The sequence below is a fragment of the Rhizorhabdus histidinilytica genome, from assembly GCF_900167915.1.
In the GTDB taxonomy this organism is placed as follows: Bacteria; Pseudomonadota; Alphaproteobacteria; order Sphingomonadales; family Sphingomonadaceae; genus Rhizorhabdus; species Rhizorhabdus histidinilytica.
The window spans coordinates 24,179-45,818 of the sequence record NZ_FUYM01000012.1; the positions used below are offsets into that span (position 1 = coordinate 24,179).

Here is a 21,640-nt window from a genome sequence, read left to right on the forward strand (position 1 = left end):
TCGCCATCCCGGCGAAAGCCGGGATCTCCCCGCCTTTCCACGCTCAGGCGCGAAGGACGAAGAGAAGTGAGATCCCGGCTTTCGCCGGGATGACGTCAACGGTGGCGGTTCTCGACCAGCCCGCTCAGATGCTCGTACAGCGCCGCGCCGTTCCGCTCCCATGTGAACCGCGCCGCCGCCTCGGCGACCTCGGCCTGTGGAGGCGGGTCGGCCAGCACGGCGCGGATGCCCCCGGCGATCGCCGCAGGGGTCCGCTCGACCAGCCGGCCAGCGGCGGGGCGGTCGACCACCTCGCGCGCGCCGCCGACATCGGTGATCACGATCGGCGTGCCGCAGGCGAGCGCCTCGACCCAGACATTGGCGAGTCCCTCCGACGCGGAGGGCGCCGCCACGACATCGGCCGCCGCGAACAGCCCCGGCAGCTCGTCATGCGGCAGCGCGCCGAGCAGCCTGACCCGGTCGCGGAGCCCTGCCCCCGCGATCCGCGCGGCAAGCGCCTCCCGCTCGGGCCCATGCCCGGCGATCAGCAAGGTGACGCCGGGCAGCTCCGTCATGGCGTCGACCAGCAGAGCATGGCCCTTGAGCGGGATCAGGTTGCCGGCGCTCGCCACCAGTGGCCCCGCCACGCCGAGCGCTGCCTTCGCCGCTGCCCGATCGCGCGGATGGAAGACCGAGGTGTCGACACCGGTATGGTGGACGCGGATGCGCTCGCCCGGCAGGCCCAGCGCGATCATCTCGTCGCGCAGCGCCGCCGATACCGCGAGCATCCCGTCCGCCGCCAGCCCCGCGGCGACGATCTTCGCCCGACAGGCGGGCTTCGCGCCCCACAGGTGGATGTCGCTGCCCCGCGCCTTGATCGACACTGGCACGCCGAAACGCGCGCCCAGCCGTACCGCCGCCGGGCCGTCGGGATAGAAGAACTCAGCATCGATCACGTCGAAGGGAAAGGTCCCCCGGATCGAATCGAGCAGCGGCGTCACGCTGTGCGCCAGGCTCCACGGATTGATCCTGCCCCCGATCATCGGCAGCGTCGCGAAGCGCGGGCGACGGACGTCCAGCCCGTTCCACATCTCGTGCTCGGGCAGTTCGGCCAGCGCGCGATAGGCCGGATGGCGCCGCGCCCAGCGGGTCGGCGGCAGCGCGAAAGGCGCGACCACCCGGACCTCGACGCCGGGCAATGCCGCCAGCGTGCGGGTCTGCCGCTCGACGAAGCCGCCGAAGCCGGGCCGGGTGCGATCCGGATAGAGGGTGGACAAGGTCAGGACCCGCAACATTGCCCCTACATTAACGTGTTGCCGACGCTGCGCACCCCCTCTCTTCGCGACCATTGCGGCCGGAAGATTTGCCCCGTAAAGAGGCGATCCTATGCTGCGTAAAGTCTCCCGCCCGATCGCGCTGATGATCGCCGCCGCCACCCTGGTTCCGCTGGCCGGCTGCGCCACCAGCAAGAACAAGGGCGACACCAAATATGTCGCCCGCGACGTGGACACGCTTTACAACGCGGCCAAGGAGCGGCTCGACCGGCACCAGTACAAGCTGGCCGCCGCGCTGTTCGACGAGGTCGAGCGGCAGCATCCCTATTCGGTCTGGGCCCGCCGGGCGCAGTTGATGAGCGCCTTCTCCTATTATCTGGCGCGCCAGTACACCGAATCGATCGCCTCGGCGCAGCGTTTCATCTCGATCCATCCGGGCAACCGCGACGCGCCCTATGCGCTCTACCTGATCGCGATCGACTATTATGAGCAGATCCAGGACGTCACCCGCGACCAGAAGCTGACGCAGAACGCGCTCGATGCGCTCAACGAACTGATCCGCCGCTATCCGGAATCGCGCTACGCCGCCGATGCACGGGTGAAGGTCGATCTGGTCAACGATCATCTCGCCGGCAAGGAGATGGAGATCGGCCGCTTCTACCAGCGGCGCGGCGACTGGCTCGCTTCCGTCATCCGCTTCCGCACCGTGATCGACAAATACGACACCACCAGCCACACGCCCGAGGCGCTGATGCGGCTGACCGAAAGCTATCTGGAGCTTGGCGTCCCCAAGGAGGCCGAGCGCGCTGCGGCGGTGCTGGGTGCCAACTATCCGGGCAGCAAATGGTATCAGCACTCCTACGAGTTGCTGCGGAAGAAGGGTATCTCGGCGAGCTGAAGCTCGCTTTTGTTTAGCCCTCAGGCGCCGGGCGGCGGACATCCGTCCGCCGCCCGGCGCCTGAGGGCTAAACAAACAAACTCCCCTTCCTCCATCATCAATTCATTAACCACCTTCGATCTATAGCGAATCCCGCCGGCAGCCCCGGCATGGACGGTTCGGGATATTCGCTGATTCGATGACGCGCGCAGCTTCCAGTCTTTCGGGTGACGAGGTCGCCGCGCTGATGGACGAGCTCAGCGACATCTCCTTCGATCAGGAGGGCGTCGAGCCGCCCAAGGTCCGCCAGGTTCGCGATATCGAACCCTATGCGCTCGGCCAGCGCAAGGACCGGCCGGTCGCCCACCTCGCCCATCTCGAGCGGATGAACGAACGGATCGCACGCCGCCTGCGCGACGTGATCGAGCCGATCGCCCAGACCCGCAGCAAGGTCGATCCGATCCCGCTGGAAACCCGCCGCTTCGACGAATGGCAGCGGAACCAGGCCGATCATATGAGCCTCAGCCTCTTCCGGGTCCGCCCGGTCAAGGGGATGATGATGGTCGCGATCGAGCCGAGCTTCATCACCAACATGGTCGACGCCTTCTATGGCGGCACCGGCAACGGCCTGACCACCAAGGGCGGCGAGTTCACCCCCTCCGAGCAGCGCCTCCAGCGCCGGCTGACCGACGCGATCGTCGAGGTGCTGACGCGCATCTGGAGCGACACCTTCCCGCTCCAGTTCGATTTCTCGACCCACGAGACCAACGCGGCCTTCGCCAACATGGTCCGCGCCGACGAGCCCGTCGTCGTCCAGAGCTTCACGATCAAGCCCGGCATGTCGCGCTCGACCCGGGTCGAGATCCTCTACCCGCTCGCGCTGCTCCAGCCGATCGAGGACCAGATCGCCGCGCGTACCCAGGCGGGCGCCGACGGCGACGATCCCGAATGGAAGGGCAAGCTGCTCGCCGCGCTCGACAATGTCGCCCTGCCCGTCCGATCCGTGCTGGCGCGGCCCGAGATGAGCGTCGCGCAACTGCTGGCGCTCAAGCCCGGCGACGTCATCCCGGTCAATCTCTCGCAGACGGTCCCTCTCCTCGTCGGTAACCGCCGCTTCGCCGAAGGTACGATCGGCGAGCAGGACGGCCGCGCGGCGCTGATGATCGAAAGCCTCAACAAGGAAGTGCTGAAATGAGCGACATGTCCGACGTTCCCGCGGTTCCCGGCACTGCCGACCTCGCGGGACGCGACAATCTGCGGCTGCTGGCGGATATCCCGCTGCGCCTGTCGGTCGAGGTCGGCAGCACCTCGCTGCGCCTCGCCGAGCTGATGGACCTCAACGCGGGCAGCGTGGTCGAGCTCGATCGCCAGGCCAATGAGCTGCTCGACATCATGGTCAACGGCACGCTCGTCGCGAAAGGCGAGGTAGTGACAGTGAACGGAAAGTTCGGAATAAGGGTGGTCGACATCGTCGCCGCCGACGCGCGGCTACCGGGAATCGAACGCCGCCAATGATGCTGGATTACCTGTTGCGATTGCTGCTGCTCGTCCCGCTGGTCGCGGGGCTTGCTTATGGTTCGCTGTGGCTGTGGCGCAAGCTCCAGCCCGGCATCGCCATCGGCAACAGGGACAGGGCGATCCGCATCGTCGACGCGATCCCGATGGGCGCCACCGGCCGGCTCGCGGTGGTCGAGTTCGCCAACCGCCACATCCTCGTCGCCGTCTCGCGCGGCCGCATCGAGAAGATCGCCGAGGCCCCCGCCGACGGGGCCTTCGTGCTGCCGGACGAGGACGTCTGACGTCCGTCATGCTGAACTTGTTTCAGCATCCACCCGGAGGCTGGAAACGAAACGGGCGATGGTCGAGCCGTGGCGGCAGGAGCCTCGGAACCTGCCCCCTGCTTCCCGTCGTCATGCTGAAACAAGTTCAGCATGACGACGGGAGTAGGAGGGCGTCAGGCGCTTTCCTCTAACCCTTTGCTGTTCCGATGCAGCGCCGCGAGCACCGTCGCGACGATCGATTCGGCATCCAGGCCCGCCTCCGCATATTGCTTCTCGGGCTTGTCATGCTCCTGGAACGCATCCGGCAGGCGCATCGTGCGGAGCTTCAGGCCGCCGTCGATCAGGCCGAGGTCCGACGCCAGCGTCAGGACATGCGCGCCGAGGCCGCCGATCGCGCCCTCCTCGATCGTCACCGCCACCTCATGGCTGGTCAGCAGCGTCTGGATCATCGCCTCATCGAGCGGCTTGGCGAAGCGCAGGTCGGCGACCGTCGTCGACAGGCCCAGCGCATCGAGCTGATCGGCGGCGCGCTGTGCCTCGCCCAGCCGGGTGCCCAGTGACAGGATCGCCACCGTCTTGCCCTCGCGCACGATCCGGCCCTTGCCGATCTCGAGCCGTTCGGGCGCGGCGGGCAGCGCGATCCCGACGCCGTTGCCACGCGGATAGCGCAGCGCGATCGGGCCGCTGTCGTGGACGGCGGCGGTGTGGACCATGTGGACCAGCTCCGCTTCGTCGGCGGCGGCCATCACCACCATGTTCGGCAGCGTCGCGAGATAGGTGACGTCGAAGCTGCCGGCATGGGTCGACCCATCGGCTCCGACCAGGCCGGCGCGGTCGATCGCGAAGCGCACCGGCAGGTTCTGGATCGCCACGTCGTGGACGACCTGGTCATAGGCGCGCTGCAGGAAGGTCGAATAGATCGCGCAGAAGGGGCGATAGCCCTGCGCGGCGAGGCCGGCGGCGAAGGTCACCGCATGCTGCTCGGCGATGCCGACGTCGAAGCTCCGCTCCGGAAAGGCCTTGCCGAACTTGTCGAGGCCGGTGCCCGAGGGCATCGCCGCGGTGATCGCGCAGATCCGGTCATCGCGCTTCGCCTCGGCGACCAGCGCGTCGGCGAATACGCCGGTATAGCTGGGCGGCCCCGGCGGTGCCTTGGCCTGCACGCCCGAGACGACGTCGAACTTCTGGACGCCGTGATACTTGTCCGCCGCCGCCTCGGCCGGGGCATAACCCTTGCCCTTGTTGGTGACGACGTGGATCAGGATCGGGCCGTGATCGCCGTCCCGGACATTCTCGAGGACCGGCAGCAGATGGTCGAGATTATGGCCGTCGACCGGGCCAACATAATAGAAGCCCAGTTCCTCGAACAGGGTGCCGCCCGTCGCCATGCCGCGGGCATATTCCTCGGACCGCTTGGCGAAGTCGTGGATCGGCCGGGGCAGCTTCTGCGCCACCCGCTTGGCGAAGCCGCGCATCGACAGGAAGGGGCGCGAGGAGACGATCTTGGCGAGATAGGCCGACAGCGCGCCGACCGGCGGGGCGATCGACATGTCGTTGTCGTTGAGGATGACGATCAGCCGGTTGCCCGCCTGCTTGGCGTTGTTCATCGCCTCATAGGCCATGCCCGCCGACATCGCGCCGTCGCCGATCACCGCGATCGCGCGGCCGTCCTTGTTCGCCAGCTTGTTGGCGACCGCGAAGCCGAGCGCGGCCGAGATCGAGGTCGAGCTGTGCGCCGCCCCGAACGGATCATATTCGCTCTCGGACCGCTTGGTGAAGCCCGACAGCCCGCCGCCCTGGCGCAGCGTGCGGATGCGGTCGCGCCGGCCGGTCAGGATCTTGTGGGGATAGGCCTGGTGGCCGACGTCCCAGATCAGCACGTCGCGCGGCGTGTCGAAGACGTAATGGAGCGCCACCGTCAGCTCGACCACGCCGAGGCCGGCGCCGAGATGTCCGCCGGTCACCGACACCGCCGAGATCATCTCCGCGCGCAGCTCGTCGGCCAGCTGACGCAGATCCGCGGGCTTGAGGCGCCGCAGATCTTCGGGCGTGCTGACGGTATCGAGAAGCGGCGTTACGGGACGGTCGTTCATCCTGCTCGCCTTAGACCCATTGACCCCCGGTAGCCAGCGCAGATGCGTCAGGCCGCGTCGCCTTCCGAACATTGCGCGCAGCACCCGCGCACCTCGATCACCGGGCGGAGATTGGTGAAGCCGGCCTTCTCCGCCGCGCGGCGGACCGATCCGGTCAGCGCGTCGTCGTCGACATGGCTGGCCTGACCGCAGCTGTCGCAGACCAGGAAGATGCAGTCATGCTGGCATTCAGGATGGGCGTTGACGATATAGGCGTTCGCGCTCTCGACCCGGCGCGCCAGATTGGCCGCTACGAACACGTCGAGGATGCGGTAGACGCTGTTGGCGGCGACCCGCCGACCTGTCGAACCCGACACCGCCTCGGCCAGGTCATAGGCCGAGGCCGGCTTCGTCGCGGCGCTCAGCGCGGCGAAGATCTCGGCCCGCATCGGGGTCCACTGCTCGCCCGCGCGCTCGAAGGCGCGCTGCGCGGCATCGGCCAGCGACTGCCCCTCGTGGAGCCGGTGATCATGTGCGGTTGCCATATCGATAATCTAGGCCCCGGCAGGGGGGCATACAAGCCTTACCAGGCGTGGGCGCGCCGGTTCAGGAAGTGGGCGCCCGCCACCGCGACGACGCCGGCCATGGTGAAGGCCGCCTCGATCACGCCGTGCGGCACGGTCAGCGCGGCCGCCATCAGCGTGATCCCCATCGTGCCCAGCATCACCGGAATCGGCCGACGATGCTGGGTGAAGCCACGGCCGAGGCCGACGATCGCGAGGAGGATCGCCAGCACCAGCCCGCCCTCATGGATCGCGGGATGCAGCAGGAAGCCGCCTGCCGTCGCCAGCACCGCGACCAGCAGCACGCTCGCCGCGCAATGCACGAAGCACAGCGCCGACAGGCCGATGGCCAGACGGTCGAACAGGTCGCGGGCAGGGGTCGGGCGAGTCACGATCATCTTCCTCTCCCGCCGCAAATGGCATGTTCACGCCGAAGATACAATATATCATTGCCATTCGGACGGAGATTTTTCTTCCGCTCAGCGCGCGAGGCGGTAGCCGACCCCCGGATCGTTGACGATCAGCGACGGCCGCGCCGCATCCTCCTCCAGCTTCTGACGCAGGTTGCGGACGACGACGCGCAGATATTCGATGTCCTTCTCATGCGCGGGGCCCCAGATCGTCCGCAGCAACTGGCCGTGGGTCAGCACCCGGCCGGGATGCGCGGCCAACTCGGCGAGCAGCGCGAACTCCTTGCGGGTCAGGTGGACCTCCTCCCCGCCCCGCTCGACCCGGCGGGCGGCGAGGTCGATCATGATCTCCCCGGCGCTCAGCCGTTCCTCGCCGCGTCGCCCGGCATGGCGCGCGGCGGTGCGCAGCCGGGCGAGCAGCTCCTCGCTGTCGAACGGCTTGGTGACATAGTCATCGGCGCCGAGATCGAGCGCGGCGACCTTCTCGTCGGTCGCGTCGCGCGCCGACAGGATGATCAGCGCGGCCTCGCCATCGGCCTTGAGCAGAGGGATCAGCTCGATCCCGTCGCGGTCGGGCAGGCCGAGGTCGAGCAGGATCGCCGCCGGCCGCTCCGTCCGGGCGAGGCGCAGCGCCGATGCGGCGTCGCCGGCCTCGGCCACCTCATGCCCCGCCCGCTTCAGCGCGACGCCGAGCAGCCGACGGATCTGCGGCTCATCGTCGACCACCAATATCTTCATGCCAGCGCCTCCGGGTCGATCCGGACGACCAGCCGGTCGGGCCAGGACAGGGTGAAGCGCGCGCCTTGCGGATCGGTGCAACGCTCCGCCCGGATATCGACCTCCATCGCCGCGGCGAAATCGCGCGCGATGGCGAGGCCGAGGCCGGTGCCGCCCCGCGCGCGGTCCGATCCGTCGAAGCGGGTGAAGGTCTCGAACACCGCCGTCTCCTTGCCTTCGGGTAGTCCCGGCCCCTCGTCGCGGATCGCCAGCCACAAGCCATCGGGCCCACGCCGCGCGCCGATCCGCACCGGCGTGCCGGGATGGGCGTAGCGACCGGCATTGTCGAGCAGGTTGATGAGGACATGGTGGAGGAGCTGCGGGTCGGCACGAACCATCGGCAGCTCGGGCGGGATGTCGAGCAGGATGTCATGCCCGTCGAGCGTCTTGCGCACGGCGTGGACCGCGCTCGCCACGGCATCGGTCAGGTCGATCGGCTCGATCGCCAGGGTGATCGCCCCGGCCTGCGCGCGCGCCATGTCGAGCAGGTTGCCGACGAAGCGGTCGAGCCGCTCGACCTCGCCGTCGAGCGCGTCGACGATCGCCGCCTCCGCCGGGGCGAGCGCCGATTGCCCGAGCTCGCCGATCGCCGAGCGGATCGTCGTCAGCGGCGTGCGCAGGTCGTGCCCGACCGAGGAGAGCAAGGCGGCGCGGAGCCGGTCGCGGCTGCGCACCACATCGAGCTCGCGCATCGCCTCGGCGAGCTGCATCCGGTCCATCGCCAGCGCCGACTGATGGGCGAGGCTGAGCAGCAGCGGCAGTTCGTCGGAGCGGATCGCCGCGCCGTCCGGCTCGACATGCGCGACCGCCAGCGCGGCGAGGGTCCGGTCGCCCTTGGCAATCGGCTGGAACAGCCAGTCGGATGCGGTCAGCGTGTCGGAACCGCGCCCGGCGGGCTTGCCTTTCTCCAGCGTCCAATTGGCGGCGGCGAGGTCGAGCTGGTCGGGCCGATGCTCTACCGGGATCGCCGCAACCAGCGCCGCGCCGGCTGGCGACGGCACGAACAGCATGGCGTGGACGTTGAACAGCCGGGCGATTTCCCCGCAGATCGCCTGGGCCAGCTCGTCGGGATTGGCGGCGTCGGCGATGCGCTGCGCGAAACCGGCGAGCGCCGCGTTCTGCCGGGCCGAGCGGTTGGCGAGCTCGGCCTGTGCCCGCATCCGCGCGGCGAGCTGGCTCGTCACCACCGCGACGATCAGCAGCACGAAGAAGGCGATGACGTTCTCCGGATTGCTGATCGACAGCGTGTAGAGCGGCGGCAGCAGGAAGAAATTGTAGGCGAGCGCCGAGATCAGCCCCGCGAACAGCCCCGGCCGCAGCCCGAAGCGCCCCGCCGCCGCAAGCACCGGCAGCAGGAACAGCATCGCGACATTGTTGAGGTCGAGCAGCTGGCGCAGCCCGACCGCACAAGCGACCGTCACCGCGACCATGACCAGCGACCAGAGGAAGGGCCGCGCCTCCAGCCCCTCGCGCCAGTTCCGCCGCGCGGGCCGCCCGGCCGCGACCTGCCCCGCGACGGGCAGGACATGGACGGCGATCCCCTCGGCGCTGCGCACGATCCGGTCGACCACCGATCCGTGGCGCAGCTCGAACCACCAGCTGCGCGACGATTTGCCGAGCACCAGCTGGGTCGCCCGATAGTCGCGCGCATAGCCGGCGAGTCCGCTCACCACGTCGGTCGCGGGCACCGACGCCGTCCCGCCGCCGAGCTGCGCGGCGAGCGCCAGGGTGCGGGCCAGCCGCTCGCGCTCGGCCGCGCCGAAGCCCGACGAGCGGCCGGTCTCGACATGGATCGCGGTCCAGGGCGCGCGCAGCGCATCGGCCAGCCGCTTGGCGGCGCGCACCAGCGTCTCGGCCTCGGGCCGTTCGCTGACCGCGACCAGCACCCGCTCGCCGCCCGCGAAGGTGCCGCCCAGCGCATGAGCCCGCAGATGATCGAGCATCTGCGCGTCGACCGCCTGCGCCGCGCGCCGCAACGCCAGTTCGCGCAGCGCCGACAGGTTCGACTTGGAGAAGAAATGGCTGAGCGCCCGGCTCGCCTCCTCGGGCACATAGACCTTGCCGTCCTTCAGCCGCTCGATCAGCTCGTCGGGCGGGATATCGACGATCTCGATCTCGGCCTGCTCCAGTACATGGTCGGGCACCGTCTCGCGCACCCGGACGCGGGTGAAGGAGGCGACGACGTCGTTGAGGCTCTCGACATGCTGGATGTTGATCGTCGAATAGACGTCGATTCCGGCAGCCAGCAGCTCCTCCACGTCCTGCCAGCGCTTGGGGTGGCGCGATCCGGGGGCGTTGCTGTGGGCGAGCTCGTCGACCAGCACGAGCTGCGGCGCGCGGGCGAGGATCGCGTCGATGTCCATCTCGCTCAGCGGACGGCCGTGATTCTCGGACACGCGGCGGGGGATGATCTCGAACGGCCGGGTCAGCGCCTCGGTCTCTCGGCGACCGTGCGTCTCGACCACACCGACGACGACGTCCTCGCCCTCGCGCAGCCGCGCCGCGCCCTCGGACAGCATCTCATAGGTCTTGCCGACCCCCGGCGCCGCGCCGAGGAACAGCTTCAGGCGGCCGCGCGCCTCCCGCGCGGCGGCGCGCAGGAGGGCGTCCGGATCGGCTCTGGCGGGTTCGGGCGGGTGGATCAGTCGCTCCTCTGGCCATCGAGCCGGCGGTTGAGCGCGAGGACGTTGACCCGCGCGTCACCGATGAAGCCTAGCACAGGCCCCCGCGTTTCGGAGGCGATAATCCGCCGCACCGCCGCCGGCTCGATACCGCGCGCCTTGGCGATCCGGTCGACCTGCCAGTCGGCCGCCGCCGGGCTGATGTCGGGGTCGAGCCCCGATCCCGAGGCGGTGGCGAGGTCGGCCGGCACCTGCCCGGTGCCGAGCGCAGCGACGTCGGCCTTCACCCGGTCGGCCAGCACCCGCGAGGTCGGGCCGAGGTTCGATCCCGACGAGGCGAGCCCGTCATAGCCCTTCCCCGCCGCCGACGGCCGGCCGTGGAAATAGCGATCGGCAGCGAAGGCCTGGCCGATCAGCTCCGACCCGACGATCCGCCCCCGCTCGACCACCAGGCTGCCATTGGCCTGGTGCGGGAAGATCGCCTGGCCGACGCCGAGCAGCGCGAAGGGATAGGCCAGCCCGAGCAGCAGCGCGAACAGCAGCCCGGTCATGAGCGCGGGGCGGAGGCCGGTGAGAATGTCCTGTTTCATGATCTATCTCTCATTCGTCATGCTGCACTTGTTTCAGCATCCACCGGGAGGCAGGCTCCTGCCCCGCGGTTCCTGTTGCGACGGCCCGTCCCCTCCCTCCCGTCCAGCCTGAACGGCCGGGTGGATGCTGAAACAAGTTCAGCATGACGGGTCGGAATGCAGGCGACCTCACGCCAGCCCCAGCCCGCCGACCGCGAGGTCGATCAGCTTGATGCCGACGAACGGCGCGATCAGGCCGCCGACGCCATAGATGCCCAGGTTGCGGGCGAGCAGCGGCCCCGCACCGATCGGCCGGTAGCGGACACCCTTGAGCGCGAGCGGAACGAGGCAGGGGATGATCAGCGCGTTGAAGATGATCGCCGACAGGATCGCCGACTGGGGCGTGGTCAGCCCCATGACGTTGAGCACCGCCAGCCCGGGATAAAGGGCCGCGAAGATCGCCGGGATGATCGCGAAATATTTGGCGACGTCGTTGGCGACCGAGAAGGTGGTGAGGCTGCCGCGCGTCATCAGGAGCTGCTTGCCGAGGCCGACGATCTCGATCAGCTTGGTCGGATCGCTGTCGAGGTCGACCATGTTGCCCGCCTCGCGCGCCGCCTGGGTGCCGGTGTTCATCGCCACCCCGACATCGGCCTGCGCCAGCGCGGGCGCGTCGTTGGTGCCGTCGCCGCACATCGCCACCAGCTTGCCGCCCTGCTGCTCGCGCCGGATCAGCGCCAGCTTGTCCTCGGGCGTCGCCTGGGCGAGGAAATCGTCGACCCCGGCCTCGGCCGCGATCGAGGCGGCGGTCAGCGGGTTGTCACCGGTGATCATCACCGTGCGGATGCCCATGCGGCGCAGCTCGGCGAAGCGCTCGCGCACCCCGGCCTTGACCACATCCTTCAGATGGACGGCGCCGAGCAGCCGGCCGTCGCGGACCACCGCCAGCGGGGTGCCGCCGGCGCGGGCGATCTCGTCGGTGACGCGGCGCAACTCGCTCTCTCCGGGCCGTTCGTTCCGAGCGACGTCGAGGGACGTTTCGCCGCGGCTGCGTGACTCGACTTCGCTCGACACGAACGGAGGCTGGGAGAGAGCCTTCAGAACGGAGTCCACGGCGCCCTTGATGATCGTGCTGCCACCCAGCTTCACACCGGAAATCCGGGTTTGGGCGGTGAAGGGGATGATCTCGGCATCGGCCGGCAGCTCGACCGTCGCGACATGATGCCGCTCCCGCGCGAAGGCGACGATCGAGCGGCCCTCGGGGGTCTCGTCGGCGAGGCTGGCAAGCAGAGCAGCCTCGGCCAACGCCTCCGCCGAGGTGCCGCCGATCGCGCGGAAGTCGGTCGCCTGGCGGTCGCCGATCGTGATCGTGCCGGTCTTGTCGAGCAGCAGCGTGTCGATGTCGCCCGCCGCCTCGACCGCGCGGCCCGACTTGGCGAGGACGTTGAAGCGCACCAGCCGGTCCATCCCGGCGATGCCGATCGCCGACAGCAACGCTGCGATCGTCGTCGGGATCAGCGTGATCAGCAGCGCGGCGAGCATCGCCACCGGCACCGACCCGCCGGCATAGGCGGCGAAGCCCGGAATGGTCGCGACCGCGATCAGGAAGATGATGGTCAGTCCGACGAGCAATATGGTGAGCGCTACCTCGTTTGGGGTCTTCTGCCGCTGCGCGCCCTCGACCAGCGCGATCATCCGGTCGAGGAAGCCCTGCCCCGGCTGCGCGGTGATCCGGACCTTGATCCGGTCGGAGATGACGCGGGTGCCCGCCGTCACCGCCGACCGGTCGCCGCCCGCCTCGCGGATCACCGGCGCGCTCTCGCCCGTGATCGCGGCCTCGTTGACCGATGCGACGCCCTCGATCACCTCGCCGTCGCCGGGAATCAGGTCGCCGGTCTCGACCAGCACGATCTCGCCCGCTTCGAGCCAGCCAGCGGGAACCAGTTCCCAGGTCTCGCCGACGCCCAGCATCCGCTTCGCCCTGAGATCGGCCTTGGTCGCCCGCAGCGATTCCGCTTGCGCCCGGCCGCGCCCCTCGGCGATCGCCTCGGCGAAGGTGCCGAACAGCACGGTCAGCCACAGCCAGGCGACGAGCTGCGCCTCGAATCCCCGGCCCAGGCCGCTGTCGCCGACGGCGAGCAGCAGGGTCAGCAGCGTCGCGACGACCGCGGTGGTGAACATCACCGGGTTGCGGACCAGCGCGCGCGGGTCGAGCTTGCGGAAGGCGTTGCCGATCGCGGGGATCATCAGATCGGCGGTGAACAGGGATTGGGAACGCACCATTTCAAGCGTCCTTCGGATGGAGATGGGTCGTCATCAGAAGAGCTGGCCGCGGATCATCGCAAGATGATCGGCGATCGGGCCGAGCGCGAGGCTGGGCAGGAAGGTCAGGCCGCCCACGATCAGGACGATGCCGACGAGCAGGCCGATCCACAGCGGCCCGGTGGTGGGGAAGGAACCGGCGCCGGCCGGGACATATTTCTTCGCGGCGAGCGACCCGGCGATCGCGAGCATCGGGATGATCACGAAGAAGCGGCCGATCCACATCGCGACGCCGAGCAGCCCGTCATACCAGGGGGTGGCGGCGGTCAGGCCGGCGAAGGCCGAACCATTGTTCGCGACGCCGCTGGTGAAGGCGTAGAGGATCTCGGAGAAGCCGTGCGGTCCCTTGTTGAGCGGTCCCGCTAGGCCGGCGGGCAACACCGCGCTCAGCGCCGTGAAGCCGAGGATGACGAGCGGCAGCACCGCGATCGCCAGCACCGCGAGCTTCACCTCGCGCGCCTCGATCTTCTTGCCGACATATTCGGGGCTGCGGCCGACCATCAGCCCGGCCACGAACACGGCGAGGATCGCGAACAGCAGGAAGCCATACACGCCCGCGCCGACGCCGCCGACGACGACCTCGCCGAGTTGCATGTTGATCAGCGGGACCATCCCGCCCAGCGCGGTGAAACTGTCGTGCATCGCGTTGACCGCGCCGCACGAGGCGGCGGTGGTGACCGCGGCGTAGAGCGCCGAGCCGGCGATGCCGAAGCGGACCTCCTTGCCCTCCATGTTGCCGCCGGGGATCCCGAGGCCGTGGAGCACAGGGTTGCCGGCCGCCTCCTGCCAGTAGACGACGCTGGTTCCGACGAGGAACAGGATCAGCATCGCGGCGAGGATCGCCCAGCCCTGGCGCGGATTGCCGACCGCCTTGCCGAAGGTCCAGGTCAGGCCGACCGCGATCAGGAAGATCGACAGCATCTGGAACAGGTTGGTCAGCGCGTTCGGGTTCTCGAAGGGGTGCGCCGAATTGGCGTTGAAGAAGCCGCCGCCATTGGTGCCGAGCAGCTTGATCGCCTCCTGGCTGGCGACCGGCCCCAGCGCGATCGACTGGCGCGCGCCCTCGACCGTCGTGGCGTCGACCGATCCGGCGAGCGTCTGGGGCACGCCGTTGGCGATCAGGAAGACCGCGAACAGGACCGAGAGCGGCAGCAACAGATAGAGGGTGATACGGGTGACATCGGCCCAGAAATTGCCGATGATCGCCGCCTCGCGTCGCGCGAAGCCGCGGAACAGCGCGAAGGCGAGCGCGATGCCGGTCGCCGCGCTGGTGAAATTATGGACGGTGAGTGCAACCATCTGGCTGAGCTGGCTCATCGTCGCCTCGCCGGCATAGCTCTGCCAGTTGGTGTTGGTGGTGAAGCTGACCGCCGTGTTGAACGCCAGGTCGGGCGCGACGTTGGGCAGGCCGCGCGGGTTGAAGGGCAGCCAGGCCTGGGTGCGCAGGATGAGGTAGGTCAGCAGCAGCAGGCCCAGGTTGAACAGGATCATGTGGACCGCATAGCGGCGCCAATCCTGCTCGGCGGCCGGATCGACACCCGACAGGCGGTAGAAGCCGGTCTCCACCGGCCCGAGGAGCGGGTGGAGTGGCGTGCGCCGGCCCTCGTAGAGCGCGAACATCCACGCGCCCATCGGCTTGGCCAGCAAGAGGAGGATGGCGATGAAGACGAGGATCAGCGCCCAGCCGGCAAGGCTCATGGCTTCAATTCCTTATGATCAGCTTCTTTCCGGATCTTTCCGTCATGCCCGCGAAAGCGGGAATCCACGGTCACGCATGTCCGACCTCTTGCGGGCCGCCATCCATGGATTCCCGCTTTCGCGGGAATGACGATGGGAAACGGGAGGCGTGCACCAAACCAACCCGGAACGGGACTAGAAGCGTTCGGGGCGCGCCAGCACGGCGACGAGGTAGAGGAGCAGGCCCAGCGCGGTGGCGGCCCCCAGCCAGAGATCGATGCCCATGATCGTCAGGCCCGGCCGGCGAGGCCGGCATAGCAAAGGCTGGCGATGGCCAGTCCCGCGACCAGCGCGATCCACAAGACGTCCTGCATCATGACCTCCGAACCGATTGTCCGGAGGCTCAGCTAGGCGTCGGGGCCGTTAGGCCGCCACGGGCAAATGCCGCGGCTGGCATAAGGAAAGCATAAGGAAAGGCGCCGGAGGCCCGGCACGCGGCGCCTCAGGCGGCGAACTCGTCGGGTCCGACCGCGTAGAGGATGTCGGCGGGCGCCATCGCCGCCACCATCAGCCCCATCGCCTCGGGCACGACCTGCTCGACATAGAAGCGCGCGGCGGTCCGCTTCATCGCCAGGAAGGCGCCATCGCCGTTCGCCGCGATCCGGCCCTGCCGTTCCATCAGCCAGCCGGCCACGGCGGTCGACAGCATGGTGAGGAAGGGATAGCTCGCCGCCAGCCGATCGTCGACGGCCGCCGCCCTCAGGTGCCCGGCAACCTCCTCACAGGCGTCGATCAGGCTACGGAGGCCCGCATCCTCGGCCTCGGCGCGCATGTCGGCGATCAGCCGGGCGAGCGTCTCGCCCCCTTCGAGGCCGAGCTTGCGGCCGACGAGGTCGGCGGCCTGGATGCCGTTGGTGCCCTCGTAGATCGCGGTTATGCGGACATCGCGGAAGACCTGCGCCGCGCCGGTCTCCTCGATATAGCCCATGCCGCCATGGACCTGGATGCCGAGGTTCGCGACCTCGCAGCCGAGATCGGTGCCATAGGCCTTGGCGAGCGGGGTCAGCAGCTCAAGCCGGGCCTGCGCCGCCTTGTCGCCCAAAGTCGCCCGGTCGACCATGCCGGCGGCATAATAGAGCAGCGCGCGGGCCGCCTGGGTCAGCGCCTTCATCCGCAGCAGCATGCGGCGGACGTCGGGATGCTCGATGATCGCGACCGGCGCCGGGCTGCCCGATCCGGCGCGCGCCGACTGGATGCGTTCGCGCGCATAGGCGACCGCCTTCTGGGTCGCGGCCTCGGCCGCCTGAACACCCTGCAGGCCGACGTTGAGACGGGCGTTGTTCATCATCGTGAACATCGCGCGCATGCCGCCGAACTCGGGCCCGATCAGCTCGCCGACGCACTCGCCATGGTCGCCGAAGGAGAGGACGCAGGTCGGCGACCCGTGCAGCCCCATCTTGTGCTCGATAGAGACGGTGCGGACATCGTTCTCCGCACCCAGCGACCCATCGGGGTTCACCCGATATTTGGGAACGAGGAACAGCGAGATGCCCTTGGTGCCGGCCGGGCCGTCGGGGGTGCGGGCAAGGACGAGGTGGACGATGTTGTCCGCCAGGTCATGGTCGCCGAAGGAGATGAAAATCTTGGTACCGCTGATCGACCATGTCCCGTCGCCACGCGGGGTCGCCTTCGCCCGCAGCGCGCCGACGTCCGAACCGGCCTGCGGCTCGGTGAGGTTCATCGTGCCGGTCCATTCGCCGCTGACCAGCTTCGGCAGGTAAAGCGCCTGCTGCTCGGGCGAGCCGTGATGGACCAGCGCCTCGATCGCGCCGACCGACAGCAGCGGACAGAGGGTGAAAGCCATGTTCGCGGTGCCGAGCGTCTCCAGCACCACCGACGCCAGCGCATAGGGCAGGCCTTGCCCACCGAACGCCTCGGGCGCGCTGATCGTGCCCCAGCCCGCCTCGACATAGGCCTTGTAGGCGGCGGCGAAGCCCTCCGGCATCACCACGCCCTCGGGCGTCCACTTCGCGCCGACCTGGTCGCTGACGCGCGCCAGCGGCGCCCATTCGCCCTCGGCGAAGCTCCCCACCCCCTCGATCACCGCATCGACCAGGTCGGGCGTCGCCGCCGCAAAGCGATCGGTCGCGCCAAGCTCGGCCAGGCGCGTGACATGTTCGAGCACGAAGCGCTGTTCATCGAGAGGAGGCGTGAACATCGACGGGGCCTTTCATCCTGCATCCATGCCGGCGCCTTCGGGCGCTTTCGACCTTGCACCGCCTAGCCCACCCGCCGGTGAAGTCAATTATTTTTGATCATTCATACCAGTTTTGACCGGTCAGCACCGCAAGGTCTTCCGGCCGGTTGACGTTGGGCAGGTCGATCCCCTCGATCACCTCCGCGCCGGCTTCCGCCGCCCAGGCGCGGATCGAATGCTTGCGGTCCTCGGCGAGGAAGGCGTCGAGCCGATCGGCGAGCGCCGCCGGCCAGCGGCCGATCACCGGCAGATTCGACAGGCAGGCCGCGCCGGATGCAGCAGCCGACAGCCGGCTGGCCAGCGTATCGGGCAGCAGCGGCGTGTCGCATCCGACCGTCAGCACCGCGTCGAAGCCGTTCGCCCGCGCATGGTGAAGGGCAGCGTTGAGCCCGCCGAGCGGTCCCATGTCGGGCGCGGGACGGTCGGCGAGCATGGTCAGCCCGCCATGCGCCCGGCCGCACACCACCAGCGCCTCGACATGCGGGCGCAGCGCATCGGCCGCATGGTCGATCAGCGGCTTCCCCCGCCAGCATGCCAGGGCCTTGTCCGATCCGAAGCGGCTCGACCGGCCGCCGGCGATCAGCGCCCCGAGCAGGCGGGTCACGGCACCACCAGCATCGCGTCGGGCCGGGCGAGCGCGACCAGCCGCAGCCCCGCTTCGCGCGCCCGGTCGACCGCGAGGCCGGTCGGGGCGGATACGGTGACGAGCGTCGGACAGTTCGCCAGCGCCGCCTTCTCGACCAGCTCATAGGAGCAGCGCGAGCTGAGCAGCGCGAAGCCGCCGTTCCAGTCGAGCCCCCGGCGCAGCATCGCGCCGATCAGCTTGTCGAAGGCGTTGTGCCGGCCGACATCCTCGCGCACCAGCCGGATCGCTCCGTCGCGGCCGCACAAGGCGGCGGCGTGGACGCCGCCGGTCGCAGCGTTGAGCGGCTGGTGCGCCGACAGTCCCGACAAGGCGGCGAAGATCGCGGCGTCGGCGGGCGGCTGCCCCGGATCGACCCGGGGCAACGGGCGGAGCGCCTGTTCGAGATTCTCGATCCCGCACAGCCCGCAGGAGGAATCGGAGACACGGTGGCGGACCCGTTCGGTGACCAGCGCCAGCCGCTCGTCGGCCAGGGTGATGCGCAACAGCATGCCGCGCTCGGCGCGATGCAGGTCGACGTCGACGATCTGGCCGGCGTCGTCGATCAGCCGCTCGGCCCGGCTGAAGCCGTAGGCCAGGTCCTCCAGATCGGCGGCGCTGGCCATCAGCACCGCATAGCCGAGGCCGTTATAGTCGATGGCGACAGGCGTCTCGTCGGCAACCGGCCGCTCGACCGGCTCGACCGCCCCGGTCGGGGAGACGCGACGGAAGGACTGTCGGCGGACGGACGGCCCGTCGGCCATTTCAGCCGGCGTCCGCGCCCAGACGCGACAATGCGGCCGAGGCGATGGCGCACAGCGCGTCGGCATGCTCCGCCGCAAGCATCCGGATCCGCGTCTTCATGCGCGGGTCCCAATATTTGAGCAGGTGATCCTCGGTCGCCGCCACGGCATGGTCATATCCCAGCGCCTCGAAATTGCGGGCGATCTGGTTCACCATATAGACGAGCTTCTCGTCGTTGGTCATCCCGCTCATTCGGCAGCCTCGACGAGGATGCGGCGGCTCAGCCGCGCCTGCTCGGCATAGTCCTCCTGCCAGTCCGACGGGCCGTTGGACAGGCCGACCTGCACCGCCGTGACCTTGTACTCGGGACAGTTGGTCGCCCAGTCGGAATAGTCGGTGGTGATGACGTTGGCCTGCGTCGCCGGGTGGTGGAAGGTGGTATAGACCACCCCGGGCGCGACCCGCTCGGTCACCGTCGCGCGCAACGTGGTCTCCCCCGCGCGGCTGCGCAGATAGACCCAGTCGCGATCCTTGATGCCGCGATTCTCCGCGTCGAGCGGATGGATCTCCAGCAGGTCCTCCGGATGCCAGGCGACGTTGGCCGTCCGCCGCGTCTGCGCGCCGACATTGTAGTGGCTGAGGATGCGGCCGGTTGTCAGCAGCAGCGGATAGCGCGGCCCGGTCTTCTCGTCGGTCGCGACATAGTCGGTGACGACGAACTTGCCCTTGCCGCGCGCGAAGCCGCCGATGTGCATCGTCGGCGTGCCGAGCGGGGCCTTGTCATTGGCGGGCCACTGGATCGACCCATGCTCCGCGATCAGGTCGAAGCTGACCCCGGCGAAGCTCGGCGTCAGGCGGGCGACCTCGTCCATGATCTCGGACGGATGGGTATAATTCCAGTCGAGCCCCATCGCCCGGGCGACGAGCTGGACGATCTCCCAGTCGGCATAGCCGTTGAGCGGCGCCATCACCTTGCGGACGAGCTGGATGCGGCGCTCGGCATTGGTGAAGGTCCCGTCCTTCTCCAGGAAGGTCGATCCCGGCAGGAATACGTGCGCGTAATTGGCGGTCTCGTTGAGGAAGAGATCCTGCACCACCACGCATTCCATCGCGGCGAGCCCGGCGGCGACATGGGTCGTATTGGGATCGGACTGGAGGATGTCCTCCCCCTGGATGAAAAGCCCCTTGAAGACGCCGTCTGTCGCGGCATCGAGCATGTTGTTGATCCGCAAGCCCGGCTCGGGATCGAGCGGCACGCCCCAGGCCGCTTCGAACATCGCGCGCGTCGCCGGGTCGGAGACGTGGCGATAGCCCGAATATTCGTGCGGAAAGCTGCCCATGTCGCACGAGCCCTGGACGTTGTTCTGTCCGCGTAGCGGATTCACGCCCACGCCTTCGCGGCCGATATTGCCGGTCGCCATGGCGAGGTTGGCGATCGCCATCACCGTCGACGATCCCTGGCTGTGCTCGGTGACGCCGAGGCCGTAATAGATCGCGCCGTTGCCGCCGGTCGCATAGAGCCGGGCCGCGGCACGCAGATCGGCGGCGGGCACCCCGGTCAGAGCTTCGGTCGCCTCGGGCGAGCGGTGCGGCTCGGACACGAACGCCGCCCAGTCCTGATATTCGTCCCAGTCGCAACGTTCGCGGATATAGGCCTCGTCCGCCAGCCCTTCCCCGACGATGACATGCGCCATAGCGGTCAGCACCGCAACGTTGGTGCCCGGCTTGAGCGGCAGGTGATGGTCGGCCGCGATGCGGGCGCTGCGCACCAGGTCGGTACGGCGCGGATCGACGACGATCAGCTTCGCCCCCTGACGCAGCCGCCGCTTCATCCGGCTGGCGAAGACCGGGTGACCATCGGTCGGATTGGCGCCGATCACCATGATCACGTCCGCCTGTTGGACGCTGTCGAAATCCTGGGTACCGGCCGAGGTGCCGAAGGTCGTCTTCAGCCCGTATCCGGTCGGCGAGTGGCAGACCCGTGCGCAGGTATCGACATTGTTGTTGCCGAAGCCCTGCCGGATCAGCTTCTGGACGAGGAAGGTCTCCTCGTTGGTACAGCGGCTGGAGGTGATGCCGCCGACCGAGCGGGTGCCATAGGTCGCCTGGATGCGGCGGAACTCGGACGCGACATGGGCGATCGCCTCCTCCCAGCCCACCTCGCGCCAGGGCTGGTCGACCGAGGCGCGGACCATGGGCTTCAATATGCGTTCGCGATGCTGGGCATAGCCCCAGGCGAAACGGCCCTTGACGCAGCTATGGCCGCGATTGGCCTTGCCGTCCTTCCACGGCACCATCCGCACCAGCTCCTCGCCACGCAGCTCGGCGCGGAAGGCGCAGCCGACCCCGCAATAGGCGCAGGTGGTGACGACGGCGCGGTCGGGGGTGCCCTTCTCGATCACTGACTTCTCGATCAGCGCCGACGTCGGGCAGGCCTGGACGCAGGCGCCGCAGCTAACGCATTCGGAAGAGAGGAAGTCCTGGTCCTGGCTGGCGGCGATGTGCGACTCGAAGCCGCGCCCGTCGACGGTCAGCGCCAGCGTCCCCTGCACCTCGTCGCAGGCGCGCACGCAGCGCGAGCAGACGATGCACTTGGTGCTGTCGAAGGTGAAATAGGGGTTGGACTCATCCTTTTCAGCGACGAGGTGGTTCTCGCCCTCATAGCCATAGCGCACCTCGCGCAGGCCGACCGCCCCCGCCATGTCCTGCAACTCGCAATCGCCATTGGCCGAACAGGTCAGGCAGTCGAGCGGATGGTCGGAGATATAGAGCTCCATCACCCCACGCCGCAGCTCCTGGAGCTTGGCGGTCTGGGTGCGGACGACCATGCCCGGCGCCACCGGCGTCGTGCAGGAGGCGGGATAGCCCGCCCGCCCGTCGATCTCGACCAGGCAGAGCCGGCACGAGCCGAAGCTGTCGAGCATGTCGGTCGCGCAAAGCTTGGGGATGGTCGTCCCCATCAGCGCCGCCGCGCGCATGATCGACGTGCCCTCTGGCACCTCGACCCGCTGGTCGTCGATGGTCAGCGCCACCATCGGGCCGGTCACCGGCACCGCCTTGGTGCCGAGGTCGATTTCGCCGATCCACGCCATGGG

The 21,640-nt window shown here is 68.9% G+C and carries 19 protein-coding genes; 4 read left to right on the forward strand and 15 right to left on the reverse strand.

The annotated features are described in order from the left end of the window. Window positions 1-95 precede the first annotated feature (95 nt). The gene (locus B5X82_RS21555; RefSeq protein WP_079650244.1) at window positions 96-1,274 is read right to left on the reverse strand and encodes a glycosyltransferase; all 1,179 of its coding nucleotides are present in this window, start codon (window positions 1,272-1,274) and stop codon (window positions 96-98) included. A 91-nt stretch (window positions 1,275-1,365) separates the two neighbouring features. Here B5X82_RS21555 and B5X82_RS21560 point away from each other — a divergent pair, with 91 nt between their 5' ends. The 4 genes from B5X82_RS21560 (at window position 1,366) to B5X82_RS21575 (ending at window position 3,929) form a co-directional block, all read left to right on the forward strand. Continuing rightward, the gene (locus tag B5X82_RS21560; RefSeq protein WP_079650245.1) at window positions 1,366-2,151 is read left to right on the forward strand and encodes an outer membrane protein assembly factor BamD; all 786 of its coding nucleotides are present in this window, start codon (window positions 1,366-1,368) and stop codon (window positions 2,149-2,151) included. A gap of 178 nt (window positions 2,152-2,329) precedes the next feature. Then, a complete protein-coding gene (locus tag B5X82_RS21565; RefSeq protein WP_079650246.1) occupies window positions 2,330-3,325 on the forward strand; it encodes a flagellar motor switch protein FliM in 996 nt (331 codons plus the stop codon). Then, the gene (gene fliN / locus B5X82_RS21570; RefSeq protein ID WP_079650247.1) at window positions 3,322-3,645 is read left to right on the forward strand and encodes a flagellar motor switch protein FliN; all 324 of its coding nucleotides are present in this window, start codon (window positions 3,322-3,324) and stop codon (window positions 3,643-3,645) included. Before B5X82_RS21565 ends, fliN begins: the two co-directional genes overlap by 4 nt. Next, window positions 3,642-3,929 (forward strand): flagellar biosynthetic protein FliO, encoded by a 288-nt coding sequence (locus tag B5X82_RS21575; protein WP_079650248.1) that lies wholly within the window; start codon window positions 3,642-3,644, stop codon window positions 3,927-3,929. Before fliN ends, B5X82_RS21575 begins: the two co-directional genes overlap by 4 nt. 155 nt (window positions 3,930-4,084) lie before the next feature. On the opposite strand, the gene dxs is transcribed toward B5X82_RS21575, so the two are convergent. From dxs to fdhF, 14 genes are all read right to left on the reverse strand, one after another. After that, window positions 4,085-6,004 carry a 1-deoxy-D-xylulose-5-phosphate synthase gene (gene dxs / locus B5X82_RS21580; RefSeq protein ID WP_079650249.1) on the reverse strand — a complete coding sequence of 640 codons (1,920 nt, stop codon included), beginning with the start codon at window positions 6,002-6,004 and terminating at the stop codon, window positions 4,085-4,087. Between the two features lie 47 nt (window positions 6,005-6,051). Further along, the gene (locus B5X82_RS21585) at window positions 6,052-6,528 is read right to left on the reverse strand and encodes a Fur family transcriptional regulator (protein WP_011952304.1); all 477 of its coding nucleotides are present in this window, start codon (window positions 6,526-6,528) and stop codon (window positions 6,052-6,054) included. A gap of 38 nt (window positions 6,529-6,566) precedes the next feature. After that, window positions 6,567-6,944: a MerC domain-containing protein gene (locus B5X82_RS21590; RefSeq protein ID WP_079650250.1), complete on the reverse strand. Its 378-nt coding sequence runs from the start codon at window positions 6,942-6,944 to the stop codon at window positions 6,567-6,569. 81 nt (window positions 6,945-7,025) lie between these two features. After that, window positions 7,026-7,694, reverse strand: a complete 669-nt coding sequence (locus B5X82_RS21595; RefSeq protein ID WP_079650251.1) for a response regulator transcription factor — start codon at window positions 7,692-7,694, stop codon at window positions 7,026-7,028. Next, on the reverse strand, window positions 7,691-10,378 hold the full coding sequence (locus B5X82_RS21600; RefSeq protein WP_079650252.1) for a sensor histidine kinase: 2,688 nt from the start codon (window positions 10,376-10,378) through the stop codon (window positions 7,691-7,693). The genes B5X82_RS21595 and B5X82_RS21600 overlap by 4 nt, the downstream gene beginning before the upstream one ends. After that, window positions 10,375-10,944, reverse strand: a complete 570-nt coding sequence (kdpC, locus tag B5X82_RS21605; protein WP_079650253.1) for a potassium-transporting ATPase subunit KdpC — start codon at window positions 10,942-10,944, stop codon at window positions 10,375-10,377. The genes B5X82_RS21600 and kdpC overlap by 4 nt, the downstream gene beginning before the upstream one ends. Before the next feature lie 168 nt (window positions 10,945-11,112). Beyond that, the gene (gene kdpB / locus B5X82_RS21610; RefSeq protein WP_079650254.1) at window positions 11,113-13,206 is read right to left on the reverse strand and encodes a potassium-transporting ATPase subunit KdpB; all 2,094 of its coding nucleotides are present in this window, start codon (window positions 13,204-13,206) and stop codon (window positions 11,113-11,115) included. 33 nt (window positions 13,207-13,239) lie between these two features. Next, entirely contained in the window at window positions 13,240-14,943 is a 1,704-nt protein-coding gene (gene kdpA / locus B5X82_RS21615) for a potassium-transporting ATPase subunit KdpA (RefSeq protein WP_079650255.1), read from the reverse strand. A 174-nt stretch (window positions 14,944-15,117) separates the two neighbouring features. Continuing rightward, the gene (gene kdpF / locus B5X82_RS27355) at window positions 15,118-15,207 is read right to left on the reverse strand and encodes a K(+)-transporting ATPase subunit F (protein WP_016746708.1); all 90 of its coding nucleotides are present in this window, start codon (window positions 15,205-15,207) and stop codon (window positions 15,118-15,120) included. 217 nt (window positions 15,208-15,424) lie between these two features. Next, the gene (locus tag B5X82_RS21625; protein ID WP_079650256.1) at window positions 15,425-17,140 is read right to left on the reverse strand and encodes an acyl-CoA dehydrogenase; all 1,716 of its coding nucleotides are present in this window, start codon (window positions 17,138-17,140) and stop codon (window positions 15,425-15,427) included. Between the two features lie 97 nt (window positions 17,141-17,237). After that, window positions 17,238-17,783, reverse strand: a complete 546-nt coding sequence (gene mobA / locus B5X82_RS21630) for a molybdenum cofactor guanylyltransferase (protein ID WP_079650257.1) — start codon at window positions 17,781-17,783, stop codon at window positions 17,238-17,240. After that, window positions 17,780-18,565 (reverse strand): formate dehydrogenase accessory sulfurtransferase FdhD, encoded by a 786-nt coding sequence (gene fdhD, locus B5X82_RS21635; protein WP_079650258.1) that lies wholly within the window; start codon window positions 18,563-18,565, stop codon window positions 17,780-17,782. The genes mobA and fdhD overlap by 4 nt, the downstream gene beginning before the upstream one ends. A 1-nt stretch (window position 18,566) precedes the next feature. After that, window positions 18,567-18,797 carry a formate dehydrogenase subunit delta gene (locus tag B5X82_RS21640; RefSeq protein ID WP_079650259.1) on the reverse strand — a complete coding sequence of 77 codons (231 nt, stop codon included), beginning with the start codon at window positions 18,795-18,797 and terminating at the stop codon, window positions 18,567-18,569. Next, complete coding sequence (fdhF, locus tag B5X82_RS21645; protein ID WP_079650260.1) at window positions 18,794-21,637, reverse strand: formate dehydrogenase subunit alpha; 2,844 nt, start codon at window positions 21,635-21,637, stop codon at window positions 18,794-18,796. Before fdhF ends, B5X82_RS21640 begins: the two co-directional genes overlap by 4 nt. Window positions 21,638-21,640 lie beyond the last annotated feature (3 nt).

Bases quoted from the DNA above. Each gene is read 5' to 3' on its own strand.
- B5X82_RS21590 (WP_079650250.1), bottom strand. From the start codon at position 6,944: ATGATCGTGACTCGCCCGACCCCTGCCCGCGACCTGTTCGACCGTCTG.
- fdhD (WP_079650258.1), bottom strand. From the start codon at position 18,565: ATGGCCGACGGGCCGTCCGTCCGCCGACAGTCCTTCCGTCGCGTCTCC.
- B5X82_RS21555 (WP_079650244.1), bottom strand. From the start codon at position 1,274: ATGTTGCGGGTCCTGACCTTGTCCACCCTCTATCCGGATCGCACCCGG.
- B5X82_RS21595 (WP_079650251.1), bottom strand. From the start codon at position 7,694: ATGAAGATATTGGTGGTCGACGATGAGCCGCAGATCCGTCGGCTGCTC.
- B5X82_RS21640 (WP_079650259.1), bottom strand. From the start codon at position 18,797: ATGAGCGGGATGACCAACGACGAGAAGCTCGTCTATATGGTGAACCAG.
- B5X82_RS21565 (WP_079650246.1), top strand. From the start codon at position 2,330: ATGACGCGCGCAGCTTCCAGTCTTTCGGGTGACGAGGTCGCCGCGCTG.
- B5X82_RS21625 (WP_079650256.1), bottom strand. From the start codon at position 17,140: ATGTTCACGCCTCCTCTCGATGAACAGCGCTTCGTGCTCGAACATGTC.
- B5X82_RS21560 (WP_079650245.1), top strand. From the start codon at position 1,366: ATGCTGCGTAAAGTCTCCCGCCCGATCGCGCTGATGATCGCCGCCGCC.
- kdpA (WP_079650255.1), bottom strand. From the start codon at position 14,943: ATGAGCCTTGCCGGCTGGGCGCTGATCCTCGTCTTCATCGCCATCCTC.
- fliN (WP_079650247.1), top strand. From the start codon at position 3,322: ATGAGCGACATGTCCGACGTTCCCGCGGTTCCCGGCACTGCCGACCTC.
- B5X82_RS21575 (WP_079650248.1), top strand. From the start codon at position 3,642: ATGATGCTGGATTACCTGTTGCGATTGCTGCTGCTCGTCCCGCTGGTC.
- B5X82_RS21585 (WP_011952304.1), bottom strand. From the start codon at position 6,528: ATGGCAACCGCACATGATCACCGGCTCCACGAGGGGCAGTCGCTGGCC.
- kdpC (WP_079650253.1), bottom strand. From the start codon at position 10,944: ATGAAACAGGACATTCTCACCGGCCTCCGCCCCGCGCTCATGACCGGG.
- dxs (WP_079650249.1), bottom strand. From the start codon at position 6,004: ATGAACGACCGTCCCGTAACGCCGCTTCTCGATACCGTCAGCACGCCC.
- kdpF (WP_016746708.1), bottom strand. From the start codon at position 15,207: ATGGGCATCGATCTCTGGCTGGGGGCCGCCACCGCGCTGGGCCTGCTC.
- fdhF (WP_079650260.1), bottom strand. From the start codon at position 21,637: ATGGCGTGGATCGGCGAAATCGACCTCGGCACCAAGGCGGTGCCGGTG.
- kdpB (WP_079650254.1), bottom strand. From the start codon at position 13,206: ATGGTGCGTTCCCAATCCCTGTTCACCGCCGATCTGATGATCCCCGCG.